Source organism: Parafrigoribacterium mesophilum (assembly GCF_039652555.1).
Taxonomy (GTDB): Bacteria; Actinomycetota; Actinomycetes; order Actinomycetales; family Microbacteriaceae; genus Parafrigoribacterium; species Parafrigoribacterium mesophilum.
The window spans coordinates 1,732,534-1,746,328 of record NZ_JBDJAF010000001.1 but is presented as its reverse complement, the minus strand read 5'-3'; the positions used below and the strand labels follow the sequence as shown (position 1 = coordinate 1,746,328).

The 13,795-nt window shown below is 65.4% G+C and carries 15 protein-coding genes; 10 read left to right on the top strand and 5 right to left on the bottom strand.

Going from position 1 to position 13,795, the window contains the following annotated elements; genetic code table 11:
* Nucleotides 1-31: 31 nt before the first annotated feature.
* The 4 genes from ABFX56_RS08360 to ABFX56_RS08345 all read right to left on the bottom strand — a co-directional run bounded on the left by ABFX56_RS08360 (nucleotide 32) and on the right by ABFX56_RS08345 (nucleotide 2,337).
* Nucleotides 32-256 carry a hypothetical protein gene (locus ABFX56_RS08360; protein WP_346232795.1) on the bottom strand — a complete coding sequence of 75 codons (225 nt, stop codon included), beginning with the start codon at nucleotides 254-256 and terminating at the stop codon, nucleotides 32-34.
* A 44-nt stretch (nucleotides 257-300) separates the two neighbouring features.
* Nucleotides 301-1,194 (bottom strand): Rieske (2Fe-2S) protein, encoded by an 894-nt coding sequence (locus ABFX56_RS08355; RefSeq protein WP_346232794.1) that lies wholly within the window; start codon nucleotides 1,192-1,194, stop codon nucleotides 301-303.
* The gene (locus ABFX56_RS08350; RefSeq protein WP_346232793.1) at nucleotides 1,191-1,415 is read right to left on the bottom strand and encodes a DUF2188 domain-containing protein; all 225 of its coding nucleotides are present in this window, start codon (nucleotides 1,413-1,415) and stop codon (nucleotides 1,191-1,193) included. The genes ABFX56_RS08355 and ABFX56_RS08350 overlap by 4 nt, the downstream gene beginning before the upstream one ends.
* 142 nt (nucleotides 1,416-1,557) lie before the next feature.
* Nucleotides 1,558-2,337 (bottom strand): IclR family transcriptional regulator, encoded by a 780-nt coding sequence (locus ABFX56_RS08345; protein ID WP_346232792.1) that lies wholly within the window; start codon nucleotides 2,335-2,337, stop codon nucleotides 1,558-1,560.
* Between the two features lie 154 nt (nucleotides 2,338-2,491).
* On the opposite strand from ABFX56_RS08345, the gene ABFX56_RS08340 reads away from it, so the two are divergent.
* The 5 genes from ABFX56_RS08340 to ABFX56_RS08320 all read left to right on the top strand — a co-directional run bounded on the left by ABFX56_RS08340 (nucleotide 2,492) and on the right by ABFX56_RS08320 (nucleotide 7,291).
* Nucleotides 2,492-3,319 carry an ABC transporter ATP-binding protein gene (locus tag ABFX56_RS08340; RefSeq protein WP_346232791.1) on the top strand — a complete coding sequence of 276 codons (828 nt, stop codon included), beginning with the start codon at nucleotides 2,492-2,494 and terminating at the stop codon, nucleotides 3,317-3,319.
* Complete coding sequence (locus ABFX56_RS08335) at nucleotides 3,312-4,004, top strand: ABC transporter ATP-binding protein (RefSeq protein WP_346232790.1); 693 nt, start codon at nucleotides 3,312-3,314, stop codon at nucleotides 4,002-4,004. The genes ABFX56_RS08340 and ABFX56_RS08335 overlap by 8 nt, the downstream gene beginning before the upstream one ends.
* A 36-nt stretch (nucleotides 4,005-4,040) precedes the next feature.
* A complete protein-coding gene (locus ABFX56_RS08330; protein ID WP_346232789.1) occupies nucleotides 4,041-5,282 on the top strand; it encodes an ABC transporter substrate-binding protein in 1,242 nt (413 codons plus the stop codon).
* Nucleotides 5,283-5,348: 66 nt separating this feature from the next.
* Complete coding sequence (locus ABFX56_RS08325) at nucleotides 5,349-6,218, top strand: branched-chain amino acid ABC transporter permease (RefSeq protein WP_346232788.1); 870 nt, start codon at nucleotides 5,349-5,351, stop codon at nucleotides 6,216-6,218.
* Nucleotides 6,215-7,291 carry a branched-chain amino acid ABC transporter permease gene (locus ABFX56_RS08320; RefSeq protein WP_346232787.1) on the top strand — a complete coding sequence of 359 codons (1,077 nt, stop codon included), beginning with the start codon at nucleotides 6,215-6,217 and terminating at the stop codon, nucleotides 7,289-7,291. Before ABFX56_RS08325 ends, ABFX56_RS08320 begins: the two co-directional genes overlap by 4 nt.
* 102 nt (nucleotides 7,292-7,393) lie before the next feature.
* On the opposite strand, the gene ABFX56_RS08315 is transcribed toward ABFX56_RS08320, so the two are convergent.
* Entirely contained in the window at nucleotides 7,394-8,143 is a 750-nt protein-coding gene (locus tag ABFX56_RS08315; RefSeq protein WP_346232786.1) for a 3-hydroxybutyrate dehydrogenase, read from the bottom strand.
* Between the two features lie 297 nt (nucleotides 8,144-8,440).
* Here ABFX56_RS08315 and ABFX56_RS08310 point away from each other — a divergent pair, with 297 nt between their 5' ends.
* The 5 genes from ABFX56_RS08310 (at nucleotide 8,441) to ABFX56_RS08290 (ending at nucleotide 13,025) form a co-directional block, all read left to right on the top strand.
* Nucleotides 8,441-9,199 (top strand): CoA transferase subunit A, encoded by a 759-nt coding sequence (locus tag ABFX56_RS08310; protein WP_346232785.1) that lies wholly within the window; start codon nucleotides 8,441-8,443, stop codon nucleotides 9,197-9,199.
* Nucleotides 9,200-9,223: 24 nt separating this feature from the next.
* Nucleotides 9,224-9,880: a CoA transferase subunit B gene (locus ABFX56_RS08305; RefSeq protein WP_346232784.1), complete on the top strand. Its 657-nt coding sequence runs from the start codon at nucleotides 9,224-9,226 to the stop codon at nucleotides 9,878-9,880.
* Entirely contained in the window at nucleotides 9,877-11,064 is a 1,188-nt protein-coding gene (locus ABFX56_RS08300; RefSeq protein ID WP_346232783.1) for an acetyl-CoA acetyltransferase, read from the top strand. Before ABFX56_RS08305 ends, ABFX56_RS08300 begins: the two co-directional genes overlap by 4 nt.
* Before the next feature lie 237 nt (nucleotides 11,065-11,301).
* Nucleotides 11,302-11,889: a dihydrofolate reductase family protein gene (locus tag ABFX56_RS08295; protein ID WP_346232782.1), complete on the top strand. Its 588-nt coding sequence runs from the start codon at nucleotides 11,302-11,304 to the stop codon at nucleotides 11,887-11,889.
* A gap of 92 nt (nucleotides 11,890-11,981) precedes the next feature.
* Nucleotides 11,982-13,025, top strand: a complete 1,044-nt coding sequence (locus ABFX56_RS08290; protein ID WP_346232781.1) for an HNH endonuclease family protein — start codon at nucleotides 11,982-11,984, stop codon at nucleotides 13,023-13,025.
* The last annotated feature ends 770 nt before the right edge of the window (nucleotides 13,026-13,795 follow it).

Genomic DNA, 13,795 nt, shown 5'->3' with positions numbered 1-13,795 from the left:
GACGGCGCGCCGCGAACGAACTCCGCGCTGACTAGCGAGAAGCTTCGTTTTCGATGTCTTCGGCCAGGCTGTCCAGAGACTCCGGGCGCAAATCCACACCCGCTTTCTCCAGGCGCTGTCTAAGCACCGTGGCAACGTCCTCATCCACCTGCCCGTGCCGGATGTCCTCCAACACCTCTTCGGCGATTTCCTCGATCTTCGACTCGGTCAGATCCTCCGACCCGTCGTCGGCTACATCCTTGGCGAAATCAATCATTGTGCCGCTCCTTCGGCCAATCCGGACCGGCGCCGCAACTGCGACTAACCAGCACCGGGCATCAACACCTCCACCACGCCATCAACGATCCGAGACGTGAGCGAGGGTGCCGGCGCCGTCGCCGGCCCGTGCTGCACTTCACCGGAACGCATCGAGAAGACACTGCCGTGCCAGGGGCATTTCACGCACGGATCGTCGGTGTCGCGGCCGACCAGTTCGCCCTCGCTGAGCGGACCGGACAGATGCGGGCAGACATTCGAGAGCACATTGACGGTGCCTCCCCGCCGCAGCGCCACCAGCGGCTGGTCGCCGACGTGCAAGCCGGTCAGTTCGTTTTCGGGCAATGCGGTCAGTGGTCCGATGCTCTGCCAGCCCGTCGGGAACCGCGGCGGCACCCCCTCGGCGTGATTGACGCCGGCAGCCTTACGGAAGCTCAGATGCCCTCCGAGGAACCCGGACGCCGAGACTACGGCGAGGCCAAGGAACCCAAGAAGCTTGCCGCTGAGCTGCCGGTCGCGACGGCGCTGCAGGTAGGAGGCGGTGTACAGCACGACGGCCACCACGTTCGCGCCCGCGTGCACGACGCCGATGCGGGACTGCTGCGGACGCAGCTGCGACAGGTCGGTGGCTCCGGCCACGGCAGCCGGAAGTGCGCTGAGTGCGCCGAGGCCGACAAGGAACTGGGAGGCCTCGGGGGCCCGGCCGGTAGCATCCAGCACGCCGGCAGACAGCCAGGCGCCGATCGGCACCTGCACCGCGGTGGGGTGCAGCGGATGTCCGAATGGCACGCCGTTCAGCACGTCCCGCGCCGCTGGGGAGGGGATCACCGAGGAGACCGCCGCCCGTACCGCCTCGGCAAGGGGATCGAGCCAGTGCGCGTCCTCAAGCCGGCTGACAGCCTTGATCAGTCCTAGTTCTTTCACGGTGTTTCCCTTCACGTCGCGGAATTGTCTGTGGGCTCCTGGCCAGGATCGGTGATCACGCCGGTGGGATGCGCCTCGCGCAGGAGGTGGTGAGTGCCGAGTTCTCGCGCCAGTGCCTGACCCGCGTCAATCGCCTCCTGCTTGCTGGAGAAGCTCTTCGAGCGTTCGGGCTCGCCGATCACCCGGTTGACCCATTGCCCGCGGTTGTCGAAGGTCTCCACATCGCCGTCGGCCATGACTCAAGTCCTCCCGACCAGGCCGTGCCGGAACACGGCTCCCGCTTTTCGTTACAGGGAACTCGGCTTGCGCCCCAACGGCAACCCCTGGCCCGCAGCGACCATCTTTTCTGGACCCGGCGATAAGACCCTTCGACGGCGGCTATGCCCAGGGCCGCTGCAATTGCAGCGTGAGCCGATGTGCCTCGCTCAGCAGTGCCTTGCCGAGGAACTCCTGGCGCTCGCCGCGGAACCGGGACTCGATGCCGGTAAGCGAGAGCGCATAGACCGGGTTCTTGTTGCGGTCGAAGACGGCCGCGCCCATTCCCCAGCTGCCCTCGAGGATCAGCCCCGGATTCACCGAAAAGCCACGCGCTCTGGCGCGATCCAAACGCGGGCGGATGGCTTCGATGGTGTGCGCTTCACCAAACGCCTCGGCCCGCCACTCGCCCTCCGCGAAGAGCTCGTCCTGCTCCTCCCGACTCAGGAACGCCATGATCGCGATGCCAGCCGATGCCACCCCGAGCGGATACCGCGTGCCCTCCAGCAGCGTGAACGTGCGAATCGGAAAGCTGCCCTCTTCCCGCATCAGGCACACGGTCTGGTTGCCTCGCCGCAGCGAGAAAAACGCGCTCTCCTCTGTCTTGTCCGCCAGCCGGTGCAGGCTCGGCCGCACGATGTCGCCGATCGGGAACTGCGCGGCCGCCACCGACGCCATCACGTGGAACTCCGGGCCGAGGCTCCATGTTTTCGTCGTCGGCTGATGGTCCAGCAGCCCTTCCGCCGTGAGGGCGGTGAGCAGCCGATGTGCGGTCGGCCGGGTGAGTCCGGTGTCTCGCACCACCTCCGACAGCGATGTGCCCTCGGCCCGTCGCCCGACGAATCGCAAAAGCGCGGCAATCCGACTGACGACCTGCGCACCCTGCACCTGAGTAGATGACACGGAGAATCCCTCTAGTTGATCATATTGTGGACGTTCGCTCGCGCGCTGCTCACACTATATTCCCAACATGCCACCCAGAGCGTCTCAGATTGACAGTGGCGGCGGACGTCTCCTAGTGTCAGGCGTGGGCGCACACGTCCACGACGTGGATACTATGAGCGATGGTCCCTTTCGTGGGCCGGCGAACCTCAAGGAGGAGATTCAGACGGGACACGAGGTGACGGCAGACCTGCCAGCGACACTTCTGTCGACGCATGGGCTGACCAAAGAGTTCCGAGGCTTCGCCGCAGTCCAGGGTGTCGACCTCACAATCCGCACCGGCACGGTGCACGCGCTTGTCGGGCCGAATGGCGCCGGCAAGACGACCCTGTTCAACCTGTTGAGCGGATTCCTCAAGCCGTCCGCCGGCACGATCGTGTTCGACGGCACGGATATCACCGGACAGCAGCCGGAACAAATCGTGCACCTGGGTATCGCCCGCTCATTTCAGATCACCAGCTTGTTCGATCAGCTCACCGCATTGGAACATCTTGAACTTGCGCTGGGCAGCCCGACCGGCCTGGGTTACCGCTTTTGGCGTTCCGAGCGATCGCTGAGTCGCTTCCGCCGCCGCGCCATGGAACTGCTGGACCAGGTCGGCATGGCCGACTCGGCTGACCGGGAAGTCGGCGGATTCGCTTACGGCCAGAAGCGGGCCATCGAATTGGCCCTCGCCCTGGCGCTCGACCCGAAGCTTCTGCTCCTGGATGAGCCGACCGCCGGGATGGGACTGGAAGACGTCGACCGGACGATCGAACTGGTGCTGCGCATCGCCGCGGGCCGCACCGTGGTGTTCGTCGACCACAACATGCACGTCGTTGGCAGCCTGGCCGACCGGGTCAGCGTGCTGCAGCAGGGCGAGATCCTCGTTGAAGGGACGTACGACGAAGTGCGCAAAGACGAGAAGGTCATCTCGGCCTACCTGGGGCAGTCCATTGCTTGAGATCGATAACCTCTCCGCCTGGTACGGCGAGGCTCGGGTGCTCACCGAGGTGTCGCTGTCCGTCGAGCCCGGCACCGTGGTCACCCTGGTCGGACGCAATGGAGCAGGAAAGACCACCCTGCTGCGCAGCGTGATGGGGTTGCACCGGCAAATCGAGGGTGCCGTCACCGTGGACGGCCAGCGCATCGACAAACTCTCGCCGAACGCCCGGGCCCGCGCCGGTATCGGCTGGGTTCCGGATGACCGCGGCATTTACGCCAGCCTCACCGTCGCCGAAAATCTCACCCTTCCCCCCGTCGTCAGCGAGAGCGCGTGGTCGCTGGACCGGGTCTACGAGTCGTTCCCGGTGCTGGCGCAGCGCCGGTCCTCGATGGGCACCCAGCTGTCCGGCGGCGAGCAGCAGATGCTCGCGATCGCCCGTGTGCTGCGGATGGGATCGCGGCTGCTGCTGCTGGATGAGCCCAGCGAGGGCCTGGCTCCCGTCATCGTGCAGCACATCGGCGCCATCATCCGCGACATCAAGGCCGACGGGGTCGCCGTGCTGCTGGTCGAACAGAACGTGAAATTCGCCGCCACCGTCGCCGACCGACACTACCTGCTTGCGCAGGGCCGAATCGTCGAGCAATTGACCAACGCCGACTTCCAGGCCAGGGAGAGCGAACTGCTCGAACACCTGGGCATCTGATCCATCACAATCTGACAACAAATAGAGGAGAAATAAATGGTGACAAAGTCACGCGGCGCCGCCCTAGCGGTCTGCATGGTTGGGGCAATGGTGCTCGCCGGATGCGCGGGCGGCGCCGGCGGCCCGCAGGAAGAGGGCGGTGACATCAGCAACGACAAGGTCGTCATCGGCGTGCTGAACGACCAGTCCGGTGTGTACAAGGACCTGTCCGGCCCGAACAGCGTAGTCGCGGTGAACATGGCCGTTGCGGACTACAAGGCCAAGTACGGCGACAAGGCGGTCGCCAAGACGATCGAGGTCGTCACCGCTGACCACCAGAACAAGCCGGACATCGCCAACACCAAGGCCCAAGAGATGTACGAGCGGCAGAATGCCGACATCATCCTCGACGTGCCGACCTCATCGGCCGCGCTCGCCGTGGCCACCGTGGCCAAGCAGCAGAAAAAGCTGTTCATCGACATCGGAGCTGGCACCACCGAACTCACCGGCAAGTCCTGCAACGCCTACACCTTCCACTGGGCATACGACACGCAGATGCTCGCCAAGGGAGCTGCCAGCCTGGTCAAGAACGGCGGCGAGAACTGGAGCATCGTCTACCCCGACTACGCCTTCGGTCAGGACATGCAGAAGTCCTTCAACGCAGCGGTGAAGGATGCCGGCGGCACGGTGCAGCAGAGCATCCCGACCCCGTTCCCGAACGACAACTTCGCGACGTTCATCACCAAGGCCGCCTCGAGCAACCCGGATGTCATCGGCACGATGGCCGCCGGCGGTGACCTGATCAACTTCGTCAAGCAGTTCAACCAGTCCGGCATGCGCGACCAGGCAAAACTGGCCGTCGGCCTGATGTTCATCACTGACATCCACTCGCTGGGCGTCGACCAGTTCGCCGGCACGTCCTTCACGGACGCCTGGTACTGGAACTTCGACAAGACCAACCGTGCCTGGGCGGACAAGTTCACGAAGAAGACCGACACCCGGCCCTCCTTCGCGCACGCGGCCAACTACTCGGCAGCCACGCAGTATCTTGAGGCCATTCAGCGCGCCGGCACCGACGACTCGGACGCCGTCATCAAGGAACTCGAGGGGAAGAAGTTCAACGACGTCTTCCTGCGCAACGGTGAGGTCCGTGCCGACCACAACGTGATCCACGACACCTACCTGGCCAAGGTGAAGACCAAGGACCAGGTCAAGGAGCCGTGGGACTACGAGGAGATCACCAACACGATCCCCGCCAAAGAGGCCTACGGTCCGGTGTCCGCTGACTGCAAGCTCTGAGTCAACCCTCACTGAGATAGGGGGACGGGCGTTCGCGCCCGTCCCCACCATTCGGAAGCATCACACATGAGCGCATTCATCCAATACACCGTGCAGGGACTGGCAGCCGGGGGCTTCTACGCCCTGGCGGCGCTGGGCCTCGCGGTGATTTTCGGCGCCCTGGGCGTGGTCAACTTCGCCCACGGAGCCTGCTACATGCTCGGTGCCGTGACGGCCGCCGTGCTACTCGATGTCACAGGCATGAACTTCTGGCTCGCGTTGATCGTCGTGCCGGTGCTGATGTTCGGCTTCGGCGTGCTCATCGAGCGGTTCCTCGTGCGGTGGCTGCTCGGGCTGGACATTCTCTACAACTTCCTGCTCACCTTCGGCATCGCCCTGGTGCTGGTCGATGTGGTGAAGCGGATGTACGGCGTCTCCGGATTGCCGTATGAGCAGCCGGCCGGCCTCGAGGGGCAAGTGCAACTCGGCCCGGCCACGCTCCCCAAGTATCAGGTGTTCGTGTTCGTCTTCGCCCTGGCGGTCTGTGTCGTGGTCTGGCTGGTGCTCTCCAGGACCCGGGTCGGCATGATTGTGCGGGCGGCGACGGAGGATGCCGAACGGACTCGTGCACTCGGTATCAATGTCGGCCGGTGGGTCACCCCGGTCTTCGGCTTCGGCATCGCGTTGGCCGGGCTCAGCGGGGTGCTCGCAGCGCCGTTCCGAGCGATCACCGCCGACATGGGAGGAAACTTCATTATCATCCTGTTCGCGATCGTCGTAATCGGCGGCCTCGGCTCGATCTTCGGCGCCGTAGTCGCCGGATTCGTCGTCGGGCTGGTAGAGGCGTACGGGCAGGCCTACGCCGGGCCCTTGGCGTCGGTGGCGATCTTCATCTTGATGGCCATCATCATCCTGGTCAGGCCTGCTGGACTGTTCGGAAGGGCGGATTCGGTATGACCGACAAACTGATGCCCACCGCGGCGCTGGACGCCAGCCTGGAACCGTCCCGCGTCAGTCGCCGGACCACTATCATCCGTCGGCTCGTGCTGCTGGCGATAGGGCTGATCGCCGCGTTCGGACTGCCCTGGTTCGTCTATCCGCCCGTGGCGATGGATATCGCGGCCTGGGCGCTGTTCGCCATCTCGGTCGACCTCCTCCTGGGCTACACCGGACTGCTCTCGTTCGGCCACGCCGCGTTCTGGGGATCGTCGGCCTACGTCACAGGGCTCATCGCCCTGAACCTGGGGGTGCCGTTCCCGGTCGCGATCATCGGCGGCATGATCTTCGCGATGCTCATTGCCATCCCGATCGGCTACCTTTCGGTGCGCCGCGCCGGAATCTACTTCGCGATGGTCACCCTCGCGTTCGCCCAGACGATCTACTTCGTGGCCAATCAATGGAAAGACCTCACTGGCGGCGAGAACGGACTTCAGGGCATCCCGACCACCTTCTTCGGCATCGAAAAGGTGGAGACGCAGGCGTTCTACTTCTACTACGCCGCCATCGTGATGATCCTGCTGGGCATGTGGGGCGCCTGGCGGATCGTGCACTCGCCGTTCGGTCGGGTGCTCGTCGCCATTCGCGACAACCCGGCCAGAGCGCGTGCGCTCGGCTACGACGTCGAACGGTACAAGTTGATTGTCTTCGTTCTATCAGCCGGACTGGCCGGGCTCGCCGGCGGGGTGTTCTCGATCAGCCACGGCTTCGCGTCGCTGCAGGAGCTGGACTGGACCACCTCCGGCAAGGTCGTCTTGATGACGGTGCTGGGCGGAATCGGAACGCTGTGGGGCGGCCCGGTCGGCGCCGCCCTGGTCGTGATGCTCGAGGATCGGCTGGCATCATCCGGATTCGAAGGCATCGGCATCATCACCGGTGGGATCTTCATCATCTGCGTGCTGCTGTTCCGCCGTGGGATCTGGGGCACCGCCCGAGACCTGCTGCTGTGGGCCCGCATCAAGTTCGCACCGGGCGACAAGGCCGCCCCGCCGAGAGAGGATGCGATCGCCGGTAGTCCGGGAGACCTCCCGTAGCGCGGAACGTAATCGAGGAGAAACGGGCGGGACGCCGTATTCCTGGCCGGTTTTTCGCGGCGTGTTGCGATCCACCCTCGATTGCGTACCGAGAATGAAGGGTTAGCTCGCGGTCCAGCCGCCGTCCATGGTGTACGACGCACCGGTGACCATCCGGGCGGTGTCGCCGCACAGCCACAGCACCAGGTCGGCGACCTCGGCCGGCTCGGCCAGGCTCTTGATCGCGCTCTCGGTGAGCATGACCTTCTCGACCACCTCGGACTCCGGGATGTTGTGCGCGAGCGCCTGGTCGGCGATCTGCTTCTCCACCAGCGGAGTGCGTACGTAGCCGGGGTTGACGCAGTTGCTCGTGACGCCGTGCGGGCCGCCCTCGAGCGCGGTCACCTTGGACAACCCTTCCAGACCGTGCTTCGCGGCAACGTAGGCGGACTTGAACGCGCTGGCACGCAAGCCGTGCGCCGAGCTCAGGTTCACCACCCGGCCAAACCCGTTGGCGTACATGTGCGGCAGGCTGGCTCGGATCAACAGGAACGGCGCTTCCAACATGAGGGAGAGGATCAGGTGGAACTTCGCCGGGTCGAATTTCTCGATCGGGCTGATGTACTGGATGCCGGCATTGTTCACCAAGATGTCGGTCGTGAGGGTCACCTCGGCCAGCGCCGCGGTGTCGCTCATATCCACCTGCCACACCTCGCCGCCGATCTCGGAGGCCACCACTTGGGCGGCCTCGCCGTTGATGTCGGCGATCGTGACGTGCGCGCCGGCGGCGGCGAGGGCGCGCGCCGTCGCCGCCCCGATTCCGCTCGCTCCGCCGGTGACGAGTGCGGTGCGTCCGCTGAGAATTGTTGTCATAAGCTGTCCTGCCTTCGCTATGGCGAACAGTTGGTCTCCGTCGCCCCGATGTCAAAGTAGCACCACCGGCCGGCACCGTCGCAGGATTCCTCACCCGGTGATTCATTCGCTCACAATGTGGACGCAATCTCCGGTCGTTCTCACACTGTATTCGGATGACCGATGCACATGTTGATCGAATTGACAGCCTCGCGTGCGCATCAATACTGTGAGGTAACGGACGGACTCTCGTCCACAACGTGGATAGCACGGCGCGAACGCCGGCGCAGACCACGCGAACCTCGAGGAGGAGATTCCATGTCGAAACTGCACACCAGGCCGGCCGACGCGCTTCGGGACGTGCTGGCCGACGGCATGACCGTCGCGGTGGGCGGATTCGGGCTCAGTGGCATCCCGGCTGACCTGATCGACGCGGTGCGCGACTCCGGGGTCAAGGACCTCACCGTGGTGTCCAACAACATGGGCGTCGACGGCAAGGGTCTGGGCGTGTTGATCGAGGCGAACCAGGTGCGCAAGGTGATCGCGTCCTACGTGGGGGAGAACAAACTGTTTGCGCAGCAGTTCCTCGACGGCCGGCTCGAGGTCGAGTTCTGCCCACAAGGCACGCTGGTCGAGCGCCTGCGCGACGGCGGAATGGGCATCCCGGCGTTCTACACCCGCACCGGAGTGGGCACGATCATCGCCGAGGGCAAGCCGCACGCCGAGTTCGACGGTGAGACCTATCTGCTTGAGCGGGCGATCATTGCGGATGTTGCGCTGGTGCATGCGCACACCGCGGATACCGACGGAAACCTGATCTACCGGTTCACCGCCCGCAACTTCAACCCGGCGGTGGCCATGTCTGGTCGCTTCACCGTCGCGGAGGCCGAGGTCGTGCTGAAGCCCGGCGAACTCGACCCCAACCACATCATCACCCCAGGGGTGTTCGTGGACGCCCTGGTGCGCACCAGCAACCGAGTCAAGGACATCGAGCAGCGCACGGTGCGGCAGCGCCCGGTACCCGGTGAAGCAAAGACTCAGGATCCGGCGCTCGCGACAGCATCCAGCGGCAACTGACCACACTCGACAAGGAGAGACACCATGGCATGGACTCGTGACCAGATGGCAGCCATTGCGGCCCGGGAACTGTCGGACGGCGACTATGTGAACCTGGGGATCGGCATCCCGACCATGGTGGCCAACAACCTCCCGGACGGGGTGCGGGTCGTGTTGCAGAGCGAGAATGGCCTGCTCGGCATGGGTCCGTTCCCCTACGAGGGCGACGAGGATGCCGACCTGATCAACGCCGGCAAGCAGACGGTGACCGTGTTGCCGGGCAGCAGCATCTTCGATTCGGTGACCTCGTTCGGCATGATCCGGGGCGGGCACGTGAAGATCGCCATCCTCGGTGCGATGCAGGTGTCCGAGTCCGGGGATCTGGCCAACTGGACCATCCCGGGCAAGATGGTCAAGGGGATGGGCGGGGCGATGGACCTGGTCGCCGGAACCCCCAGGGTGGTGGTGCTCACCGAGCACGTCGCCAAGGATGGCTCGCCGAAGATCGTGAAGACTTGCAGCCTGCCCCTCACCGGGGTGCGGGTTGTTGACCGGATCATCAGCGACCTGGCCGTGTTCGACATCACCGACGGCCACCTGGTTCTGACCCGGTTGGCCCCGGAGGTGACCCTCGAAGAAGTGCGGCAGAAGACCGAACCGGACTTCACCGTGGCCCTGGAGATAACGGAGGTGCCGGCATGAGCCTGCGCAGCCAGTTCGACACCGACGTGTTGCTCACCGGGTGGGGGCACAGCAAGTTCGGCAAACTTACCGGGGAATCGCTGGAGTCACTCATTGTCCAGGTCGCCACGGAGGCCATTGACGGCGCCGGCATCGACGCCGGCCAGATCGACGAGGTCTACGTCGGCCAGTTCAATTCCGGCATGATGCCGCTGGCGTTCCCCTCCTCGTTGGCACTGCAGGTGTCCGACCAGCTGGCCAACGTGCCGGCCACCCGGGTGGAGAATGCCTGCGCATCCGGCTCCGCTGCGTTCCAGCAGGGCGTGAAGTCTCTGCTGGCCGGCACCGCCAAGACGGTGCTGGTGATCGGTGCGGAGAAGATGACGGATGCCGGGGCGGATGTCGTGGGCGCCGCGCTGATGGGCGCGGACTACGACAATGCGGGCACCCCCTCGACGACGGGCTTCACCGGCCTGTTCGCCGAGGTCGCGAAGGCCTACGAGAAGCGATACGGCCCGGTCGGGGACACGCTGGGCACCATCGCGGCGAAGAACCACCACAACGGCATGGCTAACCCGTACGCGCACCTGCACAAGGACTTCGGCGAGGAGTTCTGCCGCACCGTGTCGGACAAGAACCCGATGGTCGCCGCACCGCTGCGGCGCACCGACTGCTCGCCGGTCTCCGATGGCGCCGCGGCGCTGATCATCACCACCCGACCCGGGTCCGGCGCACACACCGCTCCGGTGCGGCTGGCCGGATTCGGGCAGGCCAACGACTTCATGCCGGCCGTGCGCCGCGACCCCACCGAGTTCGCGGCGGTGCGGGTCTCCTGGCAGCGGGCGCTGGCGATGGCCGGGGTGGCGCTGGAGGACCTGGACTTCCTCGAGGTGCACGACTGCTTCACCATCGCGGAACTGCTCATGTATGAGGCGCTGGGAATCACCGGCGACGGCCAGGGCGCGCGGGCCCTCGAGGAGGGCTGGGTGTTCAAGGACGGCAAGCTGCCGGTCAACGTATCCGGCGGACTGAAGTCGAAGGGGCACCCGGTGGGCGCCACCGGTGTTTCGCAGCACGTGATCGCCGCGATGCAGCTCACCGGTACCGCCGGGGACATGCAACTGGCCGGCCCGCGCCGGGCCGCAGTGCAGAACATGGGCGGGGTCGGCATCGCCAACTACGTCAGCGTGCTCGAGGCGGTCTAGCACTACCCGCTTCCTGCGTTCGCCGGTTTCGGCGCAACATCCATACCGTGCAGCATTAGTTCCCGTTCCGGCTAAGTGTTCCCGTTGCGCCGGGCACCATTAGCCGGAATGGGAACAGTTGGTGCCGGATCCTAGGACCTGTCAAGCCACCCCATTCAGTCCTATCGTGGCTCCGGTGAGCGCGAGAGCACCCGCGGCGTACCGGGCAGGGAGAGCAGGACAGGAACAGGACTTCCGATGCAACAACTGACGGTGGACTTCATCATTTCGCTCGACGGCTACGGGGCGGCGGAGGGCTGGCCCGGCTGGTGGGGCATGGAGAGTCCGGAGTATCTTCGGTGGCTCGACCAGTCGCCGGAGAAGGATCATCCGATACTCATGGGCGCCAGGACGTACCGACTGATGTCGGACTTTGCCGCATCCGGCGAGCCCGGCACCGAAGGCCTGACTGCGGTGCCGAAGGTGGTGTTTTCCTCGACGCTGACGGAACCGCTGGATTGGGCGAACACCACTCTGGTCAGCACCGATCCGGTCGCCGCGGTGCGGGCGATGAAAGAGGAATCTGATCGGCCGCTACGCACGCTCGGTAGCGTGTCGCTGTGTCGGGCGCTGCTGCGGGCGGGGCTCGTCGACATCTACCGAGTCGTGATCTTCCCGGTGATCACCGGGGCGACCGGCGCCGACCGAATCTTCGACGATTACCCTGACGTGCGGCTGCAACTGGTGAACAGCCGCACGTTCGAAAATGGGCTGCAACTGCTGGAGTACGTGCCGACTGTGCTGGAGAGCCCACCGGGCGACCGAGCGCGGCGCGACCGCGGCTGATTCGTTCGCCGTGGTGCCCCTCGGTGTGGGACTGCCTGCGTGATAGCTCATCCGTCTAGAGTTCGAGGAGACGCATAAGAGAAACCGGACCCTTGAGAACACTTGCCGTAGCAGCGCGTCTGCGGCGTTACCGATTCTCGCAACGGCTACGGTTCGCCATCGTGCTCGGCGGCGCCATCGCGGTGACGGCCACCGGGTGCGCGGTCAGCCCTCCGGCCTCCGGCACTGGTTCCGTCTCCGAAGTCACGACATCCGCCGCTCCGACCGTACCCGGTGCGCCACAACCGGCATCCCAGGGTGCCGTGCCGGCGGGAGCCGCCGCCCCGACCACCATCGATACGAACGCGCTCGCCGTACTGGCGACCCTGCCGGTCAAGGGCCGCGCCCCGATGACCGGGTATGCCCGCACCGCGAAGTTCGGCACCGCGTGGCTTGACGTCGACCGCAACGGCTGCGACACCCGCAACGACATCCTCGCCCGCGACCTGACCGAGACCGTGATGTCCGGCCACTGCAAGGTCCTCAGCGGCACCCTCATCTCCCCGTACACCGGCGCCACCATCCACTTCCTACGCGGCAACACCACCTCCACCGAAGTGCAGATCGATCACGTGGTGGCGCTCGCGGATGCCTGGCGCACCGGGGCGCAGCAACTCTCGCAGGCGAAACGGATCGCGCTGGCCAACGACCCGGCCAACCTGTTCGCGGTGGATGGCGCATCCAACTCGCAGAAGAGCGACGGTGATACCGCCACCTGGCTGCCCGCGGCAAAGTCGTTCCGGTGCACCTATGTCAGCCACCAGGTGTCGGTAAAGGCGGCCTATGGCCTATGGGTGACCCCTGCGGAACACGATGCCATGGCACGGGTGTTGAGCACCTGCGCCACCGCGAAAGTAACGGCCCCGGTACCGGCGCCGGCGCCGGCGCCGGCGCCGGTCCCGGTCGTCCCGGCCCCGATGGCGGCAGCCGCCGGATGCGATGCCAACTATTCGGGCGCGTGCGTGCCGGTCGCCTCCGACGTGGACTGCGCCGGCGGCAATGGCAACGGCCCCGCATATCTCACCGGCACCGCGAAGGTCGTGGGCAGCGACATCTACCGCCTGGACGGTGACCACGACGGGGTCGCCTGCGACTGACCTCGCTGCCGGATGTGCCGGGCAACCGATACCCTTCCGGACGACACCGGCCGCCGCGGCGCGTGTACTCGTCCGGAAAGGTATCGCTCGAGGTGCGGGTGCCTAGCTAACTCGCTCGAGGTCGGTTTCCCGCGCAGATACGCGCGGTTCGCCGCCCGCTTGGGCAGGCGCATCCGGAACCACGGCCGGCTCGTGTCGATGCTGCTCCTTACGAGAGTGACTTTCTTGTTGTGCGAGTTGCTCGGCAACGACTCGTCGTCGTTCGAGCTCGCGCGGCAGCGTCTGTTCGCGCTGCCGCCAGAGTATGTATGTCAGGTATTCCGACACGGTGGTGCTCCTTCGTGGCAAAAGAAATAGGTAATGGTGGGGGCGTGCTGGCCGGGACGGGCGGATGCCCGCGCGCTCGGCCGGCGAAACCCCGGTGTTGGCCCGAAATTACGGGCAGACGATTGGGTGCGCGGGCACGACGGCCCGGTTGAGAAAGGGATCATCGGTCAACCTCATCGTGTGAGCGCTCCGGGCGCTCCGATGAACGGTTAGCCGCGAAGCTGGTGGGAAGTAAATGGACGGGCGGTGAACGAACGAAGCGCGGCGCAGAACGCATCGTTGGACGCGGCGCTGATGGCAATGGTGATCATCACGAGCCCTCCTTTCTTCCCTCTTGTGCGGCGAAACTGCACGCAACCTGAGCAACTGTACTGGAGTCTGGGGCGTTTGGCTAGAGCTCTTTCGGGCGCGGCGGATGCGAATTTGGCCCCACGATCGTGTGG